A 22,506-nucleotide genomic window follows, 5' to 3' on the forward strand; every position below is an offset into this window, starting at 1 on the left:
TCCAGTCTGGCACCGCGCGGCGGGTTCAGCCGATGAAGCTCATCACGTGCTTCAGTCGCGTGTAGTCCTCGAAGCCGTACTGCGAGAGGTCCTTGCCGTAGCCGGAGTGCTTGAAGCCGCCGTGCGGCATGTCCGAGACGAACGGGATGTGCGTGTTGATCCACACGCACCCGAAGTCGAGGTGCTTGGCGAAGCGCATGGCCCGGCCGTGGTCGCGGGTCCACACCGAGGCGGCGAGCGCGTAGTCGACGCCGTTCGCCATGGCGAGCGCATCGCGCTCCTCTCGGAACGACTGCACGGTGAGCACCGGGCCGAAGATCTCGCGCTGCACGGCCTCGTCCTCCTGGCGCAGGCCGGTGACGACGGTCGCCTCCCAGAAGTAGCCGCGATCACCCTGGCGCCGTCCGCCGACGGCGAGGTCGGCGTGGTCGGGCAGCCGTTCGATGAATCCCGAGACGTTCGCGAGCTGGGTCGGATTGTTGAGCGGGCCGTAGAACACGCCGTCCTCGCGCGGGCCGCCGGTACGTGCGCTCGTCCGGATGCGCTCGACGAGGGCCGCGACGAGCTCGTCGTGCACCGACTCGTGGACGAGCACGCGCGTCGCCGCCGTGCAGTCCTGGCCGGCGTTGAAGTACGCGGCCGAGACGATCCCCTCGGCGGCGCCCGCGAGGTCGACGTCGTCGAACACGATCGCAGGCGCCTTGCCGCCGAGTTCGAGGTGGACCCGCTTGAGGTCGGATGCCGCGGCGCGTGCGACCTCCATGCCCGCGCGCACCGAGCCGGTGATGGCGACCATCTCGGGCGTCGCGTGCTGGAGCAGTGCGGCGCCGGTCGCGCGATCGCCGGTCACGACGTTGAGGACGCCGGCCGGCAGGAACTCCGCGGCGACCTCCGCGAGCTTCAGCGTCGCGAGCGGGGTCGTGTCGGACGGCTTCAGCACGACCGTGTTGCCGGCGGCGATCGCCGGCGCGATCTTCCAGACCGCCATGTTCAGCGGGTAGTTCCACGGGGCGACCTGGCCGATGACGCCGATCGGCTCGCGACGGACGTACGAGGTGTGGTCCGCGAGGTACTCGCCCGCTGCGCGTCCCTCGAGGTTCCGCGCCGCTCCGGCGAAGAAGCGCAGCTGATCGACCGATTGCAGGATCTCGTCGTCGACGAGGCTCGCCCGCGGCTTGCCCGTGTCCTGCGACTCGAGGTCAGCGAACTCCTCGGCCCGCTCCTCCATCGCATCGGCGATGCGGAAGAGGGCCAGCTGCCGTTCGGCGGGCGTCGTCTCGCCCCACTGCTCGAACGCCGACGCGGCCGCGTCGTAGGCGGCGTCGATGTCGGCGCCGGTCGAGATGGGCGCGCGCGCGTAAGCCGCCTCGGTCGCGGGGTCGACGAGGTCGAGCGCCTCGTCGCCTCGGGCGTCGACGTAGTCGCCGCCGATGAAGTTGCGCAGGAGCTCGGTCACGGGGATTCCTCCGTCGGAGTCGGGTGGTCGGCCGCACGGCCGGATCGCGGGCGCGCCGGAATCGGCCGGGCGCAGGTGCGGACCATGGTCGCACACGTGCGGATCGAACGGAAGAGGTCGTGACGATGGAATCCGTGGTGAATCGATCGGTAATCGACGGAATCACTTGTCATTCGACCGACCCACTGTCATGATCGAACGCATGACGAACGGGAACCGCCCGAACAGCCACCGGCCGGTGCAGCTCGACGACGTCTCGAAGGCGATCATCGAGCAGCTCCAGGCCGACGGTCGGCGCTCCTATGCGGACATCGGCAAGGCGGTGGGCCTCAGCGAGGCCGCCGTGCGCCAGCGCGTCCAGCGCCTCACGGAGGCCGGCGTGATGCAGATCGTGGCGGTGACCGACCCGATGCAGCTCGGCTTCACGCGCCAGGCGATGATCGGCATCCGTGTCACCGGCGACACCCGCGCGCTCGCAGAGGAGCTCGCGGCCATCCCCGAGATCGACTACGTCGTGCTCACCGCGGGCAGTTTCGACCTCCTGGCCGAGGTGGTCTGCGAGGACGACGAGCAGCTCATCACCCTGCTCAACTCCCGCATCCGCAACCTCGACGGGGTCCAGACCACGGAGACGTTCGTCTACCTGAAGCTGCAGAAGCAGTTCTACAACTGGGGCACCCGCTGACGGCGGGCTCGCCCGGAAGGAGATCCCGATGAGCACCCTCGACACGGCTGCGCAGCTCGGCACCGCCGGCTTCGACGACGCTGCGCTGCAGCAGAAGGCGAAGGACCATCTCTGGATGCACTTCGCGCGCCAGTCGACGATGGAGGAGCACGGCGTGCCCATCATCACGCGAGGCGAGGGCCACCACGTCTTCGATGCCCAGGGCCGCAAGTACTTCGACGGCCTCTCGGGGCTCTTCGTCGTCAACGCCGGGCACGGGCGCCGCCGCCTCGCCGAGGTCGCAGCGAAGCAGGCGGAGGAGCTGGCCTTCTTCCCGATCTGGTCCTACGCGCACCCCGCGGCGATCGAACTCGCCGACCGGCTCGCCGGCTATGCACCCGGCGACCTCAACCGGGTCTTCTTCTCGACGGGTGGCGGCGAGGCGGTCGAGACCGCGTTCAAGCTCGCGAAGTACTACTGGAAGCTCAAGGGGCAGCCCACCAAGCACAAGGTGATCTCCCGCGCGGTCGCCTACCACGGCACGCCGCAGGGCGCCCTCGCGATCACCGGCATCCCGGCCATGAAGCAGATGTTCGAGCCGCTCACCCCCGGTGGCTTCCGCGTGCCGAACACGAACTTCTACCGCGCCGCCGACGTCGGGGCGCCGTCCGACGACCTCGAGGCGTTCGGCCTGTGGGCGGCGAACCGCATCGAGGAGATGATCCTGTTCGAGGGTCCGGAGACGGTCGCGGCCGTCTTCCTCGAGCCGGTGCAGAACTCGGGCGGCTGCTTCCCGCCGCCTCCCGGCTACTTCCAGCGCGTCCGCGAGATCTGCGACCAGTACGACGTCCTGCTCGTCTCCGACGAGGTCATCTGCGCGTTCGGTCGCATCGGGCACATGTTCGCCTGCGACGCCTACGGCTACGTGCCCGACATGATCACCTGCGCGAAGGGCATGACCTCGGGGTACTCGCCCATCGGCGCGACGATCGTGTCCGAGAAGATCTACGAGCCGTTCAAGACCGGCAACACGTCCTTCTACCACGGCTACACGTTCGGCGGGCACCCGGTCTCGGCTGCCGTCGCGCTCGAGAACCTCGACATCTTCGAGGAGGAGGGCCTGAACGAGCGGGTGCGCGAGAACTCGCCGCTCTTCCGCGCCGAGCTCGAGAAGCTGCTCGACATCCCGATCGTCGGCGACGTTCGAGGCGACGGCTACTTCTTCGGGATCGAGCTGGTCAAGGACCGCGCGACCCGGGAGACCTTCAACGACGAGGAGTCGGAGGACCTCCTTCGCGGATTCCTGTCGAAGGCGCTCTTCGATGCGGGCCTCTACTGCCGCGCCGACGACCGCGGGGACCCCGTGATCCAGCTCGCGCCCCCGCTCACGATCGGCGTGCCCGAGTTCCAGGAGATCGAGCAGATCCTGCGGGGCGTGCTCACCGAGGCGGCCGACCGCGCCGCCCGGTTCACCGGTCACCGGCACGGCGGCGAGCACCTCCTCGTTCCCGCCCGGGTCTGACGCCCGATCGCGACCCTCGAAGCGCCCGGATCCCGACGGATCCGGGCGCTTCGGCGCAGATCCGCCCTGATCGTCTGGTCCGCATCCCTACTCGGCCCGATCCGTTGCCGAGGGTGCGCCCGGAAGCGGCTCGGAGAACGCCCACTCGGGGAGCTCGCCGAGGGCGAGGAAGCGGTGCAGGAGTCCGGCCATCGTGTGCTCGGGCGTCTCGTCGAGGGCGAGGTCGATGAGCGCGCCCGCGGCGGATCCGCGCCCGAGCGCCCAGGCCAGCCATCCGGCCACGCAGAGCGCGCCCGTGCGGCGGCCGATCGGCGCGTTGCCGATGGCGGTGCCGAGCACCTCGAGGCTCGCCCGGACGCGGTCGACGTCGGGGCGGATGGTCGAACGCCCGAGCATGAGCCGCGACAGGAAGCCGTCGACGCTCTCGTGCTCGCCGGGTGCCCGAGGCGGCGCCGAGTCCGGGCTTTCGGAGGCGTCGCGTCCGCGATCGGCGTCCCGTCGAAGGCGGTCGTCCTCGGCCGAATCGAATGCGAGTTCCCCGACGACCGGGCCGAACGCCGCCTGGAGCATCATCGCGTCCCGGATCGGCGGCTGGTCGGCGAGGGCGAGGAGCCACGCGAGCTCCTCGGGGCTCCCGTCGCCACGTCCGGCAGCGATCCGCTCCACGAGGATGAGCGGATCCACCGCCTCCCCGAGCACGCGCTCGAGGAGGTCGACGACCGTCTCGTCGTCGCCTCGGCCCCGACCGTCCGGCGCGGGAAGCCCGTCGAGGATCACGCGGATCCGGCCCGCGAGCGCGTCGTCCGGTTCGGCGATGCGCACCAGGTCCGCCGCGGAGTCGGCGAGTCCCGCCGCGAGCTCCGTCACCTCGGTCGAGGCCTCGGACACGGCCGCGCTCTCCTCGATGAGTCGGAGCGGCATCCCCTCGTCCGGCAGGTCGTCGTCGAACATCGAGCCCCAGCCGTTCGGAGCCACCGTCAGCGCATCCCGGACGACGAATCCGGCCTCCTCGGCGCGACGCGCGAGGCAGTCGAGGATGTACCGATTCGGCATTCCGTCGCCCTGCCCGAACGGCCGATCGCCATAGGCGACGGGCACGATCGCGTCGACCCTCGGGATGCGGCACAGGGTGCCGAGGAGCGCCGTCGCCACGGCGTCGGCACGGTCGGCGTCGGGCAGGTCGTGTCGGAGCACCGCCGTCGTCCGGTTGCCCTCGAAGGCGACGCAGACGAGGGAGCGAGCGGGCCGATAGCCGGCCAGGACGGGGACGAGGGCGAGGAAGTCGTGCGCAGCGCCGGCGCGGATGATGGTCGTCATACGGGCAGCGTGCTCCGGTCGCCGGGCGTTCGGCCGGCGCCCGCGGATCTCGATCCGTCGACGGCGTCCGTCCGGCTCGTGGAGGACGAGTCGGTCGGAATCGCACCCGAGCCGTCCTCCACAGCGAGCGCTCCGCGTCGACGGCGCGCGGTGTCCGATTCCCGCCAGTCGATGACGGATGCCGCGCCTATCCTCGAATCATGACCTCCCCATACCTCCTCCTCCGGACCTCCAGCCCGATCGGGCGGATCGAGCTCCAGGCCGACGACGACGCGCTCACCTCTCTGACCATCGAGCGCGACGGCGCGCTCCCGCACGACGACGTCCCCGAGCGTCCCTCTCCCCTGCTCGAGTCCGCGCGCGACCAGCTTGCGGAGTACTTCGACGGGCGGCGCACGGGCTTCGACCTCCCCGTCCGACTCGACGGCACGCCGTTCCAGCGCGCGGTGTGGGCCGAACTCCGGCGTCTCGGCTGGGGAGAGGCGACCTCCTATGGTGCGCTCGCAGCGGCCGTCGGCAAGCCCGGATCCGCCCGCGCGATCGGCGGGGCCGTCGGCGCGAACCCGATGCCCATCATCGTGGGGTGCCATCGCGTGCTGGCGTCGGACGGCCGGATCACCGGCTACTCGGGCGGCGAGGGCATCCCGACCAAGCTCTGGCTGCTCGGGCACGAGCAGATCGGCTTCGCGGCGTGACGTCGCCGACCCGTCCCGACGTCGTGATCGGCGAAGACGGCCTCTCCCGATGCGCGTGGGGTGCATCCGACCCGGAGTACCGGCGCTACCACGACGAGGAGTGGGGTACGCCCCAGCACGACTCCGACGTGCTGTTCGAGAAGCTCTGCCTCGAGGGCTTCCAGGCGGGGCTGTCCTGGATCACGATCCTGCGCCGTCGGCCGGCCTTCCGTGAGGCGTTCCACGGGTTCGACCCCGCCCGAGTCGCCGAGATGGGCGACGACGACGTCGATCGGCTCTTGGGCGACGCGCGCATCATCCGCCACCGTGGCAAGATCGAGGCCACGATCTCCAATGCGAGGGCGACGCTCGCGCTCGACGGCTCGCTCGACGAACTCCTGTGGAGCTTCGCGCCCGCGCCGCGATCCGCACCGCCGGTGAGCTTCACCGAGGTTCCGGCCACGACGTCCGAGTCGACCGCGCTCAGCAAGCGACTCCGCGCCCTCGGCTTCCGCTTCGTCGGGCCGACGACCATGTACGCGCTCATGCAGGCGATGGGGATGGTCGACGACCACCTCGCCGGATGCCATCGGTCCCTCACGGGTGCGGAGTTCCGCGACGGCCCGTCGGGCACGCCGATCGCCGCTGTGCGCGGCTGATCGCACGACCCGGATTCAGGCGACGAGTTCGAGCTCCACGGGTGACGACAGGCGCTCGGCCCCGGGCTCGAGACGGAATCCCGCCGCGGCGGACCATGCGATCAGGTCCTCGCGGGTCTCGAGCTCCGGTCGAGCCTCGAGCAGCGCACGAGTGAACAGCCCCTTCGCCCGCTTGTTGAAGTGGTTCAATGCGCGCCGGCGACCGACGTCGTCGATCGTGACGATGCGGAGGAAGACCGAATCCGGCCGAACCGGGGCGGGGCCGAGTTCCACGTACCCCTCCGACCGCAGGTCGATGATCAGTCCGTCATGGGCGAGGAGTGCGTCCCGGATCGCCTCGCGCCAGAGCGGCTTCAGCCGAAGCCCGGGAAGGCGGGAGTCGTGCGAGAGCCGGTAGGCCGGGATCGGGTCCCCGGCTCCGACCAGCCCGAGGAGCGCGGAATGCACCGCCACGTGCCGCGCAGCGAACGCGCGCGCCGCCGGGTCCAGGCTCGGCGCGTCCAGGGCGTCGTAGAGCACGCCCGTGTACCGGTCGAGCGCCGGCATGGTCGCCGAGCTCAGGAGTCTCCGGTTGCGGTCGACCTCGGCGGCCTGTCGCGGACCGAGCTTCAACGCGCGCATCATCGCCTCGGCATCGGCGGCGAGCTCGGACGTCGCCCGGATCGTCTCGACGCGAGCATCACGAAGCGACGGGAACGAGAGCGCATCGAGCGAGATCGGTTCGGCTGCGCCCCCGTCGCGCTTGGTCTCGGAGGGAGGAAGCAGGATCAGCACTATGCGGCGATGAAGGCCAACGCGGCCTCGACGTTCACTCCGAGCGGTTCGACGCTGTCGATCGTCACCCGGGGCAGCGCCGAGCTCGGTCCGGTCCAGGGCGCGTACCCGTCGAGGCTCTGCTCGACCGCGCGCCACGTCGTCTCGTCGAGGTGCGGCAGGTTGCGCTCCCGCTTCTCGAGTCGCTCCTTGTGGACCGATGCATCGGAGCAGACGACCTCGATGACGCGGAGGCGCACCTCGGCGCGCTCGGCGAGGTCGCGCCACTGCAGGCGGGCCGACTCCGCCGCGTTCACGGCGTCGACGATCACGGTGCGACCCGAGTCGAGTTCCTTCTCCGCGATCTGCTCGGCCACCAGGTAGGCGGCGAGGCCGGTCGGCTGGTCGGCGTCGATCCCGGCCCGTAGGATCGCGGATTCGATGGGGTCCACCGACACGACCGTTGCGCCGAGGCGGGCGCCGACGATCTCACCGATCGTCGACTTGCCCGCGCCCGGCAGCCCGGCCATGACGATGAGCTGGGTGACGCTCAGGTCACCGAACTGACGGTCGAACGGCTGCTCCCCCTGCATCCGCGCTCCTTACGCGAGCGCGGCGCGCGACGCGACGACCTGCACCGCGTCGGACTGCACCGAGAGGAAGCCGTCCTCCGCGTTCGCGGTGATCTTCTCACCGCCGGGCAGGGTGACACGCACCTCGCCGCCGGCGAGGATCGCGAGCATCGGCTCGTGACCCGGCAGGATGCCGATCTCGCCTTCGACGGTGCGCGCCACCACCATGGCCGCCTCGCCCGACCAGACTTCCTGGTCGGCCGAGACGACGCTCACGTTGAGGGCGGCCATGCTCAGCCGTTCTCCTTCTGGATCTTCGCCCACTTCTCCTCGACGTCGGAGATCGGGCCGACGTTGAAGAACGCCTGCTCGGCCACGTGGTCGAAGTCGCCGCGGGCGATCGCGTCGAACGACTCGATGGTGTCCTTCAGCGGAACCGTCGAGCCCTCGACGCCCGTGAACTTCTTGGCCATGTAGGTGTTCTGCGAGAGGAACTGCTGGATGCGGCGCGCTCGCGACACCGTGATCTTGTCTTCCTCGGAGAGCTCGTCGACACCGAGGATCGCGATGATCTCCTGCAGCTCCTTGTTCTTCTGGAGGATCTGCTTGACGGTGGTCGCCACGCGGTAGTGGTCCTCGCCCAGGTACCGGGGGTCGAGGATGCGCGAGGTCGAGGTCAGCGGGTCGACGGCCGGGTAGAGGCCCTTCGACGCGATCTCGCGCGAGAGCTCGGTCGTGGCGTCGAGGTGCGCGAACGTCGTGGCGGGCGCCGGGTCGGTGTAGTCGTCGGCCGGAACGTAGATCGCCTGCAGCGAGGTGATCGAGTGACCGCGGGTCGAGGTGATGCGCTCCTGGAGGATGCCCATCTCGTCGGCGAGGTTCGGCTGGTAGCCCACCGCGGAGGGCATGCGGCCGAGCAGCGTCGACACCTCGGAACCGGCCTGCGTGAAGCGGAAGATGTTGTCGATGAAGAGCAGCACGTCCTGCTTCTGCACGTCGCGGAAGTATTCCGCCATCGTGAGCGCCGAGAGGGCGACGCGCAGACGCGTCCCGGGCGGCTCGTCCATCTGGCCGAAGACGAGGGCGGTCTTGTCGAAGACGCCCGCCTCCTCCATCTCGTGGATGAGGTCGTTGCCCTCACGCGTACGCTCGCCGACGCCGGCGAACACCGACACACCACCGTGGTCCTGCGCCACGCGCTGGATCATCTCCTGGATGAGGACGGTCTTGCCGACGCCCGCACCACCGAAGAGGCCGATCTTGCCACCCTGCACGTACGGCGTGAGGAGGTCGATGACCTTGATGCCGGTCTCGAACAGCTGGGTCTTGGACTCCAGCTGGTCGAAGGTCGGGGGCTTGCGGTGGATCGGCCAGCGCTCGGTGATCTCGATCGTCTCGCCGGGCTCGCCGTTCAGCACATCGCCGATGACGTTGAAGACCTTGCCCTTGGTGACGTCGCCGACGGGCACCGAGATCGGAGCGCCGGTGTCGTGCACCTCCTGGCCGCGGACGATGCCGTCGGTCGGCTTCAGCGCGATCGCGCGGACGAGGTCGTCGCCGAGGTGCTGGGCGACCTCGAGCGTCAGCTCCGACGACTCCTCGCCGATGGTGATCGTGGTCTTCAGCGCGTTGTAGATGTCGGGGATCGAGTCGTGCGGGAACTCGATGTCGACGACGGGGCCGGTGACGCGCGCGACGCGGCCGACGGTGCCCGTCGTGTCCTGGACCGGCGCGATGGCGGTGTCAGTCATGTTCTCTTCCTTCTGGATGAATCTTGGCTACTTGGAGGAGGAGAGCGCGTCCGCTCCACCCACGATTTCTGCGATCTGCTGCGTGATCTCGGACTGGCGGGCCTCGTTGGCCAGTCGCGTGTAGTCCGTGATGAGCTTGTCGGCGTTGTCGGTGGCCGACTTCATCGCCTTCTGCGTGGCCGCGTGCTTCGCGGCGGCCGACTGCAGCATGGCGTTGAAGATGCGGCTCTCGATGTACACCGGGAGCAGTCCGTCGAGGACCGTCTCGGCGTCGGGCTCGAACTCGTAGAGCGGGAAGACCTCGGCCTTGCCCGACGGCGCGGCCTCCTCCTCGGCCTCGACGACCTCGAGCGGCAGCAGTCGCGTGACGACCGGCACCTGCGTGATGCGGCTGACGAACCGGTTGTAGACGATGTGGATCTCGTCGACGCCGCCGTCGGCGCTGTCCCGGAGGAACGCCTCGAGGACGGCGTCCGCGACCTCCTTCGCGGTCTCGAACTCGGGATTGTCGGTGCCGCCGATCCAGCTGCGCTCGTAGTCGCGGCGCCGGAACGAGAAGTACCCGACCGACTTGCGGCCGATCAGGAAGTACACGACCTCCTTGCCCTGGCTGCGGAGCAGCTCGGCGAGCTCCTCCGACTCACGCAGGACCTGCGAGTTGAACGCGCCCGCGAGGCCGCGGTCGGACGTGAAGATCACGATGGCCGCACGGTCGACCCGCTCCGGCTCGGTCGTGAGCACGTGCGAGACGTTCGAGTAGCTGGCCACTGCCGAGACCGCGCGCGTGATCGCGTCGGAGTACGGCGTCGACGCGGCGACACGCGCCTGCGCCTTCTGGATCCGCGAGGCGGAGATGAGCTCCATCGCTCGCGTGATCTTCTTGGTCGTCTGCGCCGACTTGATCTTCTGGCGGTAGACCCGAAGCTGCGCTCCCATGTTTCTCCTGTGTCCTGGCTTCCTGTTCCTGAGGCTCTCGGTTCGGCCGGTGCGGCCACGCCCCCGAGAGCCTCAGGGACGGCGGAATCGACTAGCGACGACCCTTGACGATCTTCTCCTGGCCGACCTCTTCCTCGTCGATCGCCTCGAACTTCTCGCTGCCGACCGAGGCGAGCGGCTTGCCCTCGCCGGTCTGGAACTCGAGCTTGAACTTGTCGACCTCGGACTCGAGGGTCTCGGCCGTCTCGTCGGAGAGCACGTTGGTCTCGCGGAGGTCCGTGAGCACCGACGTGTTCCGGCCGAGGTAGTCGAGGAACTCGCGCTCGAAGCGCAGGATGTCCTCGACCGGGACCTCGTCGAGCTTGCCGTTGGTGCCGGCCCAGATCGAGACGACCTGCTCCTCGACGGGGTACGGCGAGTACTGCGGCTGCTTCAGCAGCTCGGTCAGGCGCGCGCCGCGCTCGAGCTGGCGACGGCTGGCCGCGTCGAGGTCGGAGGCGAACATCGCGAACGCCTCGAGCGAGCGGTACTGGGCGAGCTCGAGCTTCAGCGTCCCCGAGACCTTCTTGATCGACTTGACCTGGGCGTCGCCGCCGACTCGGGAGACCGAGATGCCGACGTCGACCGCCGGACGCTGGTTCGAGTTGAACAGGTCGGACTGGAGGAAGATCTGGCCGTCGGTGATCGAGATCACGTTGGTCGGGATGTACGCCGAGACGTCGTTGGCCTTGGTCTCGATGATCGGGAGACCGGTCATCGAACCCGCGCCGAGCTCGTCCGAGAGCTTCGCACAGCGCTCGAGCAGGCGCGAGTGCAGGTAGAAGACGTCACCGGGGTAGGCCTCGCGGCCCGGCGGGCGGCGGAGGAGCAGCGACACCGCGCGGTAGGCCTCGGCCTGCTTCGACAGGTCGTCGAAGATGATCAGGACGTGCTTGCCGTCGTACATCCAGTGCTGGCCGATGGCCGAGCCGGTGTACGGCGCGAGGTACTTGAAGCCCGCGGGGTCGGAGGCCGGAGCGGCGACGATGGTCGTGTACTCCATCGCGCCCGCGTCTTCCAGCGCGCCCTTGACCGACGCGATGGTCGAGCCCTTCTGGCCGATCGCGACGTAGATGCAGCGGACCTGCTTGGTCGGGTCGCCCGACTCCCAGTTCGCCTTCTGGTTGATGATCGTGTCGATCGCGATCGCGGTCTTGCCGGTCTGGCGGTCGCCGATGATGAGCTGGCGCTGGCCGCGGCCGACGGGGATCATCGCGTCGATCGCCTTGATGCCGGTCTGGAGCGGCTCGTGGACCGACTTGCGCTGCATGACGCCCGGCGCCTGGAGCTCGAGCGCGCGGCGACCCTCCGTGGCGACCTCGCCGAGGCCGTCGATCGGGTTGCCGAGCGGGTCGACGACGCGGCCGAGGTAGCCCTCGCCCACGGGCACCGAGAGGACCTCGCCCGTGCGGGTCACCTCCATGCCCTCCTCGATGCCGGTGAACTCGCCGAGCACGACGACACCGATCTCGTCCTCGTCGAGGTTGAGGGCGAGGCCGAGCGTGCCGTCCGCGAACCTGACGAGCTCGTTCGCCATGACCGAGGGCAGGCCCTCGACGTGGGCGATGCCGTCGGCCGCGTCGGTGACGTACCCGACCTCGGTCTTCTGCGCCGCGCCCGGCTCGTAGTCGCGGGCGAACTCCGAGAGAGCCGAACGGATCTCGTCGGGGCTGATGGAGAGTTCTGCCATTGCCATTTCCTTTTCTGAAGGGCCAGGCCCTTTTCTGTACCGCTTGTACAGCTACTGGTGTGTCGCGGCGCAGGACGCCGGTCGTTGTCGTCCGGCGTCAGCCGGCAAGCTTCTGCCTCAGGTCGTTGAGGCGGCTGGCGACGCTGCCGTCGATGACGTCGTCGCCGACCTGCACCCGCACGCCGCCGAGGACGTCGGGGTCGACGATGGCGTCGAAGCGGATGCGGCGGCCGGCCTGGGCCCCGAGCGTGCGCTCGAGACGGGCGATCTGGTCGTCGGTCAAGGGGGCGGCCGACGTCACGGTGGCGACGTCGAACCCGCGCTGGTCGGCGACGACGGATGCCGCGCCACGGAGCATCTCCCCGATGCGGCGACCACGGGGCGACTGCACGAGGTGGCGGACGATGAGCGTCGTCGCGGGCGCGGCCTTCGCGCCGAGCAGCCGCTCGACGAGCACGACCTTCGCCTCAGACGAACCGAGCTTGGACCCGAGGGCCAGCTCGAGCTCGGCGTCGGATGAGACCGTGCGCTGGAAGGCGTACAGCTCGCCGTCGACCTCCGCATCGCCCGCGGCATCCGCGGCGACCCGGAAGCCGGCCTCCTCGAGCCCGTCGAGGAAATCGGCCTGCGAGGACCACCGCTGCGACGCCGCGCTCACGAGGAGCGACGCCGCAGCGGGCGCGATCCGGCCGCCGAAGACCCGCTTCACGAGCTCGGTCTTCTGGGCGGCGTCGGCCTCGTTGTCGGTGAGGGCGGTCCGCAGCTGCGGCGTGACCGCGATCACCCGGGTCGCGGCGAGGAGGTCGCCGGCCACCGGGAGCTCGGCCCGGCCGAGCGCCGCGAGCTCGGCTCGCGTGCCGGCCAGGGCCTCTCTCGTAGCGCTGCCCATGGGTTACTTCTTCCCCCCTGCGGCGGCCTGCTCGGACGCCTCGAGGTCGGCGAGGAAGCGGTCGACCACGGCCTTGGCCTTGGCGTCGTCGGAGAGCGACTCGCCGACGACACCCGACGCGAGGTCGATGGCGATGGTGCCCACCTCGGAGCGGAGCGACACGAGCGCCGACTGGCGCTCGGCCTCGATCTGCGCCTGGGCGCTCGCGTTGATGCGGGCGGCCTCGGTCGACGCCTGGTCCTTGGCCTCGGCGACGATCTTCTTGCCGTCCTCGCGGGCGGTCTCGCGGATCTTGCCCGCCTCGGCGCGCGCGTCGGCGAGCTGGGCGGTGTACTCCTCGAGGGCGGCCTCGGCCTTGCGCTGGGCCTCGTCGGCCTTCGCGATGTTGCCCTCGATCGCCTCGGCGCGCTCGTCGAGCAGCTTCTGCATGCGCGGAAGCGCGTACAGCCAGAAGAAGACGAGGATGATGGCGAAGCAGACCGCCGACCAGACGATGTCGTAGGTCGCCGGCAGCACCGGGTTCTGATTCTCGCCCTCGGTTGCAGCTCTCAGCACTGCGTGAAGCACGTTGGCCTCCTCAGTTGGGACGGGACGATCAGACGAAGATGAAGTAGGTCGCGATACCGATGAAGGCCAGCGCCTCGGTGAAGGCGATACCGATCCACATCAGGACCTGGAGGCGGCCGGCGAGCTCGGGCTGGCGAGCCACGCCCTCGATGGTCTTGCCGACGACGATGCCCACGCCGATGGCCGGGCCGATGGCGGCGAGGCCGTAGCCGACCGTTGCGATGTTGCCGTTGATCTCAGCGAGAACGGTGGTTGCGTCCACGTTGGGGTTTCCTTTCTTGGGGTTTCTTCGGGCGGGCGCCCTGGCTCAGTGCTCCTCCGCCACCGCGAGCTGGATGTAGACCGCGGTGAGGAGCGTGAAGACGTAGGCCTGCAGGACGGCGACGAGGATCTCGAACAGCGTGAACACGAAGCCGAAGGCCAGCGTGCCGACGCCGAGCAGGGTGTACCAGCCGCCGAGGGTGAAGATGAAGAACTGCGTGGCCGCGAAGAACAGCACGAGCAGCAGGTGGCCGACGATCATGTTCATCATGAGTCGCAGCGTCAGCGTGACGGGGCGGATGACGAAGGTCGAGATGAGCTCGATCGGCGTGACGATGATGTACACCGGCCACGGCACGCCCGAGGGGAAGAGCGAGTTCTTGAAGAAGTTCTTGGGGCTCTGCTTGATGCCGGCGTAGATGAACGTGACGTACGACACGATCGCGAGCACGAGCGGGACGCCGATCACGGACGTACCCGCGATGTTCAAGCCCGGGATGATGCCGGTGATGTTCATGAACAGCACCATGAAGAAGATCGACGTGAGGATCGGCAGGAACCGCTTGCCGTCCTTCTTGCCGAGCAGGTCGTCGGCGACGCCGACGCGGATGAAGTCCAGCCCCATCTCGACGATGCTCTGGAAACGGCCGGGGACGACGCGCATGCTGCGCGTGCCGAGCCAGAAGACCAGGAGCAACGCGGCGACCGCGATGAAGCGCACCAGCATGATGCGGTTGATCTCGAAGGCGGTGCCCTCGAACAGGAGGGCGCCGGGGAAGAACTCCTCGATCGACGGCCCGTGGAATTCACCATCATCGGTTGAAATCGGAACCAGCAGGTTCACAGCGTTAGCTAGCAGCGCTATCTCCTGTTTCGGGGCGTGGAGCGGAGCTCTCGCGTCGACGAACATGGAAACGGTCCGGTGCCCATGCCGGAGCAGGGCGGAACCGTGGGGGATCGCCCCTACTGTAGCAAGACTTCGGCGCTCCGCCGAATCGCCACACGCTGTAGAACTCGCCGCCGACCGGGCAGCATGCCGCTCGGCGCATGCCACGACCGCGACACCCGCGGGTGGCGCTCCGCAGCGCCGCCCCGGCGTGCGGGCGATCGAAGCGGAGACCGGGCCCCGCCGCGTGCGCGGGACGGCCGGGAATCCTCGCCGAAGCGGGCCGGAACGCGAAGACGCCGCCCGATTCGGGCGGCGTCTCCGGTCAGTCGTCGGATGGAGGTGGCGGCAGTTGCGCGTCGCTCGCGTACGGCAGTCGGGAGCGGGCGACGACGAGCACGTCGACCACGAGCGAGCCGATCACGCCCGCGACGATCGAGAGGAACAGCACGACCGGGTCGAGCCAGTCGACGCCGCGCAGCAGCACCACGAGCACGATGAACACGATGAACTTCACGAGCCATCCGCCGAGCACGATGCCGAAGAAGGCGCCGACGAAGAGGTCGGACCCGGCGAAGCGGTTGGCGAGCAGGATGCTCGCTCCGGTGATGCCCATGAACACGACGGCGAGGAGCGTCCCGAGCAGGGCGCTCACGAGCCCTTCGGTGCCGGCGAACGCGAAGCCGAGGATGCCGCCCACCACGGCGATGCCGCCGGCGATGGCGGCCCCCCAGATCAGGGCCCGGCGCAGCACCGGATTCGAGGTCGGCGTGCGGTCGGCGGGGTCGCGTGGTGCGGTGCTCATCGGGCTCCTGTTGGATGTTCGCCCGACGTCGGGCGGTCGGGAACGGGATCGGGATTGGGATCGGTCTCGGACATCGGAGCCGCGAGTTCGTCGAGGCCGGGTGCGGAGGGCGCGCCCGCGGCATCCGCTTCGGCTGCCACGGTCTGGCGCTTGCGCCGACCGAGCGGTGCCAGCGTGAGCGCGGCGAGGACCACGAACCCGATGCCGATGAAGAGGAACGCCCAGCCGGAGTCGATGCCGAAGTAGACGGGCAGGACGAACGCGAGCAGGCAGCCGAACGAGGCGACCGCCGTCCAGCCGTAGAAGATGAGCACCGCGTGCAGGTGCGAGTGGCCCATGTCGAGCAGGCGGTGGTGCAGGTGCTTGCGGTCGGCGGCGAAGGGCGACTTGCCTGCGCGGAGGCGGCGCACGACCGCGAGCCCGAAGTCGAGCAGCGGGATGAGCAGCACCGCGAACGGGATGATGATCGGGATGAACGCCGGGAACAGCTCGTCGGTGCCGAGCTGCGACGGGTCGACCTGGCCGGTCACCGCGATCGCGGAGGTCGCCATGAGGAGGCCGACGAGCAGCGCCCCGGCGTCGCCCATGAAGAGCTTCGCGCGGTGCCAGTTGAGCGGCAGGAAGCCCGCGCAGGCGCCCACCACCACCACGGCGAGCAGCGACGCGAGGTTGAAGTAGTTCGTCGGGGAGGTCTGCTGCACGAGCAGGTAGGAGTACAGGAAGAAGACGCCGCTCGAGATGAGGGCGACGCCCGCGACGAGCCCGTCGAGCCCGTCGATGAAGTTGATCGCGTTCATCACGAGCACGATCGTGAAGACGGTCACGGTCGCGCTCATCCACGAGGAGCCCACCGTGATGCCGCCGTCGGGCCCGCCGATGGGGAGCGACACGATCGACACGCCCTGCCAGGCGATGACGCCCGCGGCGATGAACTGGCCGGCGAGCTTGGTGAGCCAGTCGAGGTCCCAGATGTCGTCGGCCACGCCGATCGCCACGATGAGCCCGGCCGCGAGCAGGATCGCGAGCACCTGGAAGGGATCCTGGAAGACGATCTGCAGGTTCGCGAAGCGCGCGATGCCGAGCGAGGAGATCCAGGCCGCCGCGGCGAAGCCGACGAGGATGCCGAGGAACATCGCGATGCCGCCGAGCCGCGGCGTCGGCCGCGTGTGCACGTCGCGCTCGCGGATCTTCGGGTAGAGCCGGTACTTCAGGCTCAGCTTCCAGACCACCAGCGAGCCGGCGAACGTCACGACCGCGGTGACGAGCGCGAGCAGGACGAACAGGGTCATGACGCGGCGGGATCCGTCCGCTCGGTCGGGGCCGGTACGGCGTCGACGGATGCCGCGGGGTCGTCTGTGTCGACGGATGCCGCGGGGTCGTCGGCGTCGACGGATGCCTCGGCAGTCGGCTCGGCATCGGCCGTGGCCGACTCGGCGTCGGCGTCGGCGCCGTCGGCGCCGTCGGCGACCTCGGCGGGCGCCGCCCCGTCGACCGGCGCGAGCAGCTCCTCCCCCACGACCTCCGCGATCCGCTCGCGCGAGACCACTCCCGCACGCACGATGCGGAGCACGCCGGTTCCGTCGGCGGCGAGCCCGGTCGCGTCCACGATCGTGGACGACGTGTCTCCGGGCCGCTCCCCGATCGCCTCGTAGCCGGTGCCCGCCGCACCGCCGTCGAGGTAGACGGAGACCCGATCGCCGAGCATGTCGGCGGCCTCGTCGGCCGTGGTGGCGGACGGCATGCCCGACAGGTTCGCCGACGACACCGCGAGCGGCCCGGTCTCGGAGAGCAGTTCGAGCGCGATGCGGTGGTCGGGCATCCGCAGCGCGACCGTGCCGCGCGTCTCGCCGAGGTCCCAGTGCAGGGACGGCTGCGCGCGCAGGATCACGGTCAGGCCACCGGGCCAGAACTCCGCGACGAGGGACCGCACGGCCTCCGGCACCTCGGCCGCGAGAGCATCGAGGGTCGGGATGCCCGGCACGAGGACGGGCGGCGGCGACGTGCGCTCGCGCCCCTTCGCATCGAGCAGGCGCTGCACCGCGGCGGCGCTGAACGCATCGGCGGCGACGCCGTAGACGGTGTCGGTGGGGATGACGACGAGCTCGCCGCTGCCGATGGCGCGACGGGCCAGGCGCATGCCGGCGAGAAGCTCGGACTCGACCGAGCAGTCGTGGATGAGTGTCATGACCGCTCGATTCTAGACGTGACGCGCCCGGCGAGTCTGGGCGTGTCGGATGCCGCGCGCCGCGCCGGGCCCGCGGCATCCGCTCTCGGCCGACCGGCCCTCAGCGCCGGCCCGCCCTCCGACGGAACAGCCACGTGCCCCACACGGCCGCGATGACGATGAACAGGACGCACCAGCCGACCGCCCACCAGGCCGCGTCGCCCATCGGCGTGCCCGTGAGGAGGCTCCGGATCGCCTCGATGATCGGCGTGATCGGCTGGTGCTCGGCGAACCACGCGAGCCAGCCCGGCAGCGTGTCGACCGGAACGAACGCGCTCGAGAGGTACGGCAGGAACAGCAGGATGAAGCCGTAGGCGTTCGCCGCGTCGGGACTCGACGCGGCGAGACCGATCGCCGCGAACAGCGAGGTGATCGCGAGGATGTAGAGGGCGATGAGCGCGACCGCGGCGAGCCATTCGGCCGGCGTCGCAGTCGGGCGGAACCCGACGAGGAGCGCGACGGCGATCACAACGCCCGTGGCGAAGAGGTTCCGCAGCACGCTCGCGACGACGTGGCCCGTCAGCACCGCACTCGCGCGCAGCGGCATGGTGCGGAACCGGTCGATGATCCCCGTGGTCATGTCGCGGGCGACGTAGAGCGCGGTCGAGCTCGCGCCGAACCCCGCGCAGAGCAGGATGATGCTGGGGACGACGTAGTCGACGTAGCCGCCCGAGGGGTCGAGCGCACCGCCGAACACGAAGGTGAACAGCAGCATGAGCAGGGTCGGCAGCAGCACGGCCATGAGCAGCGCCTCGGTGTCGCGGAGGGAATGCGTGACGCTGCGGCCGATGAAGACCGCCTCGGCGGTGAGCCCGCGCGGCCGCATTCGAAGCGCAGGAGGCGCGGGCGCGGGCGCGGTCGGCCCGGTGACGGCGTCGATCAGCGTGGACATGGTCAACCCTTCGTTCCGATGAGGTCCGCCCGGTGCGCGGGCGCGGCCGGGCGGGAGGTGATGGCGAGGAAGACGTCGTCGAGGCTGGGCCGGCGGATGGCGACGCGCGCGCCCTCGGCGGAGGATGCCGCGATCCGGTCGAGCTCGTCCACCGCGGCGCGCAGCCCGTGGACGGTGCCGTCGGTCGGGCGCTCGGCGAGCACCTCGCCGTCGGGCCCGAGGAGCTCGACGACCTCGCCGCCGACGCGCGCCTTGAGCTCGGGCGCGGTGCCCTCGGCGGCGATCCGGCCGCGGTCGAGCACGGCGATGCGGTCGGCGAGTCGATCGGCCTCCTCGAGGTACTGCGTGGTGAGGAACACGGTCGCCCCGGCGTCGGCGACCTCGCGGATGACGTGCCAGAGCTCCTGGCGGCTGCGGGTGTCGAGCCCGGTCGTCGGCTCGTCGAGGAAGATGACGTGCGCCGGAACGACGAGGCTCAGGGCGAGGTCGAGCCGGCGCCGCATGCCGCCGGAGTAGGCCGCGACCCGCCGCGCCGCCGCCTCGGCCAGGTCGAACCGCTCCAGGAGCTCCTCGGCCCGCGCGCGGGCCGCGCGGCGCCCGAGCCCGGAGAGCCGCGCGAGCATGACGAGGTTCTCGCGGCCGGTGAGCACCTCGTCGACGGCGGCGGACTGGCCGGTCAGGCTGATCCGCGACCGGACGCCGTCGGGATCGCGTCGCACGTCGGCGCCGGCGACGGTCGCCGTTCCGGCGTCGGGTCGCAGGAGCGTGGTGAGGATGTCGATGGTGGTGGTCTTGCCGGCGCCGTTCGGCCCGAGGAGGCCGAACACGCTGCCGGCTTCGACCGCGAGGTGGAGGTCCTGCAGGACCTCCACCCCACGGAACCGCTTGGCGATCCCGCGGGCCTCGATCGCGATGGTCATGGCTGCACCTTCCGATGTACGGGATAAACTGTGTATGTCATCCACATTTGTTTAAGTAATACACAGTTCTATGCTGGTCGCAAGCACCTCGCGTCGATTGGAGACGGATGGCTCCCGAGAACGCCGCCGAGCCGGAACTGCCGCGCGGCGTCGCCCTCGCGTGGGGCGTCGCGACCAACCCCCAGCGCGGGCCGAAGCGCGAGATGAGCATCGAGCGCATCGTCGACGCGGCCGTCGAGATCGCCGACGCGGAGGGCCTCGGCGCCGTCTCGATGAGCCGGGTCGCCCAATCGCTCGGATACACGACGATGTCGCTCTACCGGTACGTCACGGCGAAGGACGACCTGCTCGTGCTCATGCAGGAGCAGGGCATCGGGCTCCCGCCCGAGCCCGAGGCCGGGCTCGACGACGCCGACTGGCGCGAGCGGCTCCGCGGGCTCGGCCGCGCCCAGGTCGACGTCCACCGGGCGCACCCGTGGCTCCTCGACATCCCCATCCAGGGCACGCCGATCACCCCGAACAACCTCGCCTGGATGGACGCGATGCTCGACGCGCTCTCGGCCGCACCGCTCGACGAGGACGAGCGCGTGGCGATCATCCTGCTCGTCACCGGTCAGCTCCGCTGGCAGTCGACCATCGAGCGCTCCTACGAGGTCGCTGCGGGCGCCGCCGGCATCGACCCGCAGACGATCGACGACGGCCGGTCCGCGGTGCTGGACGCCTTCGTCACCGCCGAGGAGTTCCCGGCGCTTCGTCGCGCCGTGGACGCCGGCGTGTTCCGCGAGGGCGAGGACCCGTTCGCGTTCGGCCTCGAGCGGGTGCTCGACGGCGTCGCCGAGTACATCGCGCGACGCGCTGGCGGCGACCGACCGGCTCCCCCGCCCGTGTCGCGCGAGACGCCCGAGGTCGCCGCCGACAAGAAGGTCCGCGAGGCGAGGAAGTCGGTGCGCGAGGCCGAGAAGCGCATGCGGGACGCCCGCAGGCTCGAGCGCCAGGCCGTCCGCGAGGCGCGCGCGCGGCACCAGGTCGACTGACGGGGCGGATGTCTCCGCCACCCGTTCGCGGTCGACCGGCGGGCGGATGCCGCGGGCTCAGCGGCGCGCGGTCGTCACCCGGTCGCGCCCGGTGAGGTCCCGATGGTGCGCGACGGCGTGCCATCCGTCGGCCTTCAGGAGCGCCGCGATGTCTGCGGACTGCGTCTCGCCGTGCTCGATCAGGAGCGCCCCGCCCGGGTGCAGCAGCGCGAGCGCGCGGCGCGACAGGACGCGCACGACGTCGAGCCCGTCGGGTCCGCCGTAGAGCGCGTGCTCCGGGTCGTGCAGGCGCACCTCGGGGTCGCGCGGGATCGCGTCGTCGGGGATGTACGGCGGGTTCGACGCGACGACGGCCACGCGGCCGTCGAGCTGGGGAAGCGCGTCGGCGAGGTCCGCGAACACGAGCTCGAGGTTGGGCGCCGCGACCTCGTCGACGTTGCGCCTGGTCCACGGGAACGCCTCGGGCGAGTTCTCGACGGCCCACACGCGCGCGTGCGGCACCTCGGTCGCCATCGAGAGGGCGATCGCGCCGCTGCCCGAACCGAGGTCGAGCCCGATGGGCTCGGGCTCGGCGGCGGCGCGGAGCGCATCGATGGCGAGCTGGGCGAGCAGCTCGGTCTCCGGGCGCGGGACGAAGACCCCCGGCCCCACCGCGAGCTCGAGGGATCGGAACGCGGCGCGCCCGGTCAGGTGCTGCAGCGGCTCGCGACGGGCGCGGCGCGCGACGAGCACGGCGAGCGCCGCGGCATCCGTCGCCGACAGCCGGTCGCCGATCACGAGCCGCGCGTGCACGCCGCCGCGGGAGAGTCCGAGCACGTGCCCGAGCAGCAGGTCGGCGTCGACCTCGGCGTCGGCGATGCCGGCGGCCTGGAGGGTGCGCACGGTCTCGTCGCGCACCTCGCGGAGAGGGCGGGATTCCGGCTCGTCGGGCGTCGCATTCACGCAATGGAATGTAACCCACTCCCGCCGCGCAGCCGCCCTCCGTATGCTGGTGCGCGGCATCACGCCGCCGTCACGAGAGGGAACGAGATCATGGCCCAGGTCTACGAGAACATCACCGACGTCTTCGGGCGCACCCCGCTCGTGAAGCTGAACCGCGTGACGGATGGCGCCGGCGCGACCGTGCTCGCCAAGCTCGAGTTCTACAACCCGTCGGCCAGCGTCAAGGACCGCCTCGGCATCGGCATCGTCGACGCCGCCGAGGCCGACGGCTCGCTGAAGCCCGGCGGGACCATCGTCGAGGGCACGAGCGGCAACACCGGCATCGCGCTGGCGATGATCGGCGCCGCGCGCGGCTACCGCGTCGTCATCGCCATGCCCGAGACCATGTCGAAGGAGCGCCGCGCGCTGCTGCGCGCCTATGGCGCCGAGCTCGTGCTCACGCCCGGCTCCGAGGGTATGAAGGGCGCTGTCGCGCGTGCCGAGCAGATCGCCGCCGAGACCCCCGGCGCGGTGCTCGCGCGCCAGTTCGAGAACCAGGCGAACGTCGACATCCACCGCCGCACCACGGCCGAAGAGGTGTGGAACGACACCGACGGCGGCATCGACATCTTCGTCTCGGGCATCGGCACGGGCGGCACGCTCTCGGGCGTCGGCCAGGTCCTCAAGGAGCGCAAGCCCGAGGTGCAGATCGTCGGCGTCGAGCCGCTCGAGTCGCCGATCCTGAACGGCGGCCAGCCCGGCCCGCACAAGATCCAGGGCATCGGCGCGAACTTCGTGCCCGCGATCCTCGACCGCGACGTCTACGACGAGATCATCGACGTGAACATCGACCAGGCCGTCGCGACCGCGCGCCGCCTCGGCGTCGAGGAGGGCATCCTGGGCGGCATCTCCTCCGGTGCGACGGTGTACGCGGCGACCCAGCTCGCCCAGCGGCCCGAGAACGCGGGCAAGACCATCGTCGTGATCGCCGCGAGCTACGGCGAGCGGTACCTCTCGACGGTGCTCTACGAGGGCCTGCTGGACTGATCCCCTCCGAGCGATCTGGTTGACTGG

The 22,506-nt window shown here is 70.4% G+C and carries 24 protein-coding genes; 6 read left to right on the forward strand and 18 right to left on the reverse strand.

What is annotated here, in order from left to right:
* Window positions 1-25 precede the first annotated feature (25 nt).
* The gene (locus GJ743_RS10385) at window positions 26-1,462 is read right to left on the reverse strand and encodes an aminobutyraldehyde dehydrogenase (protein ID WP_376861934.1); all 1,437 of its coding nucleotides are present in this window, start codon (window positions 1,460-1,462) and stop codon (window positions 26-28) included.
* 196 nt (window positions 1,463-1,658) lie between these two features.
* Between GJ743_RS10385 and GJ743_RS10390 the strand changes: the two genes are divergently transcribed.
* Window positions 1,659-2,141 (forward strand): Lrp/AsnC family transcriptional regulator, encoded by a 483-nt coding sequence (locus GJ743_RS10390; RefSeq protein WP_155051850.1) that lies wholly within the window; start codon window positions 1,659-1,661, stop codon window positions 2,139-2,141.
* Window positions 2,142-2,169: 28 nt separating this feature from the next.
* Window positions 2,170-3,642, forward strand: a complete 1,473-nt coding sequence (locus GJ743_RS10395; RefSeq protein ID WP_155051851.1) for an aspartate aminotransferase family protein — start codon at window positions 2,170-2,172, stop codon at window positions 3,640-3,642.
* Between the two features lie 87 nt (window positions 3,643-3,729).
* Here the strand turns inward: GJ743_RS10395 and GJ743_RS10400 are convergent, their stop codons facing one another.
* A complete protein-coding gene (locus GJ743_RS10400) occupies window positions 3,730-4,959 on the reverse strand; it encodes a DUF4192 family protein (protein ID WP_155051852.1) in 1,230 nt (409 codons plus the stop codon).
* A gap of 200 nt (window positions 4,960-5,159) precedes the next feature.
* Here GJ743_RS10400 and GJ743_RS10405 point away from each other — a divergent pair, with 200 nt between their 5' ends.
* Together GJ743_RS10405 and GJ743_RS10410 are read left to right on the forward strand one after the other, a co-directional pair.
* Entirely contained in the window at window positions 5,160-5,654 is a 495-nt protein-coding gene (locus GJ743_RS10405; protein WP_155051853.1) for a methylated-DNA--[protein]-cysteine S-methyltransferase, read from the forward strand.
* Window positions 5,651-6,292 (forward strand): DNA-3-methyladenine glycosylase I, encoded by a 642-nt coding sequence (locus GJ743_RS10410; RefSeq protein WP_328289050.1) that lies wholly within the window; start codon window positions 5,651-5,653, stop codon window positions 6,290-6,292. The genes GJ743_RS10405 and GJ743_RS10410 overlap by 4 nt, the downstream gene beginning before the upstream one ends.
* 15 nt (window positions 6,293-6,307) lie before the next feature.
* Here the strand turns inward: GJ743_RS10410 and GJ743_RS10415 are convergent, their stop codons facing one another.
* The 15 genes from GJ743_RS10415 to GJ743_RS10485 all read right to left on the reverse strand — a co-directional run bounded on the left by GJ743_RS10415 (window position 6,308) and on the right by GJ743_RS10485 (window position 19,477).
* Window positions 6,308-7,066, reverse strand: a complete 759-nt coding sequence (locus GJ743_RS10415; RefSeq protein ID WP_328289051.1) for a YaaA family protein — start codon at window positions 7,064-7,066, stop codon at window positions 6,308-6,310.
* Window positions 7,066-7,638 carry an AAA family ATPase gene (locus tag GJ743_RS10420; RefSeq protein ID WP_155051854.1) on the reverse strand — a complete coding sequence of 191 codons (573 nt, stop codon included), beginning with the start codon at window positions 7,636-7,638 and terminating at the stop codon, window positions 7,066-7,068. Before GJ743_RS10420 ends, GJ743_RS10415 begins: the two co-directional genes overlap by 1 nt.
* A 9-nt stretch (window positions 7,639-7,647) precedes the next feature.
* Window positions 7,648-7,908: a F0F1 ATP synthase subunit epsilon gene (locus GJ743_RS10425; protein ID WP_067947101.1), complete on the reverse strand. Its 261-nt coding sequence runs from the start codon at window positions 7,906-7,908 to the stop codon at window positions 7,648-7,650.
* Between the two features lie 2 nt (window positions 7,909-7,910).
* A complete protein-coding gene (gene atpD / locus GJ743_RS10430) occupies window positions 7,911-9,368 on the reverse strand; it encodes a F0F1 ATP synthase subunit beta (RefSeq protein WP_155051855.1) in 1,458 nt (485 codons plus the stop codon).
* 27 nt (window positions 9,369-9,395) lie between these two features.
* A complete protein-coding gene (locus GJ743_RS10435) occupies window positions 9,396-10,304 on the reverse strand; it encodes a F0F1 ATP synthase subunit gamma (protein ID WP_155051856.1) in 909 nt (302 codons plus the stop codon).
* 91 nt (window positions 10,305-10,395) lie between these two features.
* Complete coding sequence (gene atpA / locus GJ743_RS10440) at window positions 10,396-12,033, reverse strand: F0F1 ATP synthase subunit alpha (RefSeq protein WP_155051857.1); 1,638 nt, start codon at window positions 12,031-12,033, stop codon at window positions 10,396-10,398.
* 97 nt (window positions 12,034-12,130) lie between these two features.
* On the reverse strand, window positions 12,131-12,922 hold the full coding sequence (locus GJ743_RS10445) for a F0F1 ATP synthase subunit delta (RefSeq protein WP_155051858.1): 792 nt from the start codon (window positions 12,920-12,922) through the stop codon (window positions 12,131-12,133).
* Between the two features lie 3 nt (window positions 12,923-12,925).
* A complete protein-coding gene (locus GJ743_RS10450) occupies window positions 12,926-13,489 on the reverse strand; it encodes a F0F1 ATP synthase subunit B (RefSeq protein WP_328289052.1) in 564 nt (187 codons plus the stop codon).
* 28 nt (window positions 13,490-13,517) lie between these two features.
* Window positions 13,518-13,751 carry an ATP synthase F0 subunit C gene (atpE, locus tag GJ743_RS10455; RefSeq protein WP_022888426.1) on the reverse strand — a complete coding sequence of 78 codons (234 nt, stop codon included), beginning with the start codon at window positions 13,749-13,751 and terminating at the stop codon, window positions 13,518-13,520.
* A gap of 45 nt (window positions 13,752-13,796) precedes the next feature.
* Window positions 13,797-14,594 carry a F0F1 ATP synthase subunit A gene (gene atpB, locus GJ743_RS10460; protein WP_328289053.1) on the reverse strand — a complete coding sequence of 266 codons (798 nt, stop codon included), beginning with the start codon at window positions 14,592-14,594 and terminating at the stop codon, window positions 13,797-13,799.
* A 367-nt stretch (window positions 14,595-14,961) separates the two neighbouring features.
* The gene (locus GJ743_RS10465; protein WP_155051860.1) at window positions 14,962-15,441 is read right to left on the reverse strand and encodes a hypothetical protein; all 480 of its coding nucleotides are present in this window, start codon (window positions 15,439-15,441) and stop codon (window positions 14,962-14,964) included.
* A complete protein-coding gene (locus GJ743_RS10470) occupies window positions 15,438-16,730 on the reverse strand; it encodes an MraY family glycosyltransferase (RefSeq protein WP_155051861.1) in 1,293 nt (430 codons plus the stop codon). Before GJ743_RS10470 ends, GJ743_RS10465 begins: the two co-directional genes overlap by 4 nt.
* The gene (locus GJ743_RS10475) at window positions 16,727-17,626 is read right to left on the reverse strand and encodes an L-threonylcarbamoyladenylate synthase (RefSeq protein WP_155051862.1); all 900 of its coding nucleotides are present in this window, start codon (window positions 17,624-17,626) and stop codon (window positions 16,727-16,729) included. Before GJ743_RS10475 ends, GJ743_RS10470 begins: the two co-directional genes overlap by 4 nt.
* Window positions 17,627-17,726: 100 nt before the next feature.
* A complete protein-coding gene (locus GJ743_RS10480) occupies window positions 17,727-18,557 on the reverse strand; it encodes an ABC transporter permease (protein WP_155051863.1) in 831 nt (276 codons plus the stop codon).
* Between the two features lie 2 nt (window positions 18,558-18,559).
* On the reverse strand, window positions 18,560-19,477 hold the full coding sequence (locus tag GJ743_RS10485) for an ATP-binding cassette domain-containing protein (protein ID WP_155051864.1): 918 nt from the start codon (window positions 19,475-19,477) through the stop codon (window positions 18,560-18,562).
* 107 nt (window positions 19,478-19,584) lie between these two features.
* Here GJ743_RS10485 and GJ743_RS10490 point away from each other — a divergent pair, with 107 nt between their 5' ends.
* Window positions 19,585-20,511 (forward strand): TetR/AcrR family transcriptional regulator, encoded by a 927-nt coding sequence (locus tag GJ743_RS10490; protein WP_155051865.1) that lies wholly within the window; start codon window positions 19,585-19,587, stop codon window positions 20,509-20,511.
* Between the two features lie 57 nt (window positions 20,512-20,568).
* On the opposite strand, the gene prmC is transcribed toward GJ743_RS10490, so the two are convergent.
* Window positions 20,569-21,453, reverse strand: a complete 885-nt coding sequence (gene prmC, locus GJ743_RS10495) for a peptide chain release factor N(5)-glutamine methyltransferase (protein ID WP_376861878.1) — start codon at window positions 21,451-21,453, stop codon at window positions 20,569-20,571.
* 90 nt (window positions 21,454-21,543) lie between these two features.
* On the opposite strand from prmC, the gene cysK reads away from it, so the two are divergent.
* The gene (gene cysK, locus GJ743_RS10500) at window positions 21,544-22,479 is read left to right on the forward strand and encodes a cysteine synthase A (RefSeq protein ID WP_155051867.1); all 936 of its coding nucleotides are present in this window, start codon (window positions 21,544-21,546) and stop codon (window positions 22,477-22,479) included.
* The last annotated feature ends 27 nt before the right edge of the window (window positions 22,480-22,506 follow it).

This window comes from Agromyces bracchium (assembly GCF_009709675.1).
Classification (GTDB): Bacteria; Actinomycetota; Actinomycetes; order Actinomycetales; family Microbacteriaceae; genus Agromyces; species Agromyces bracchium.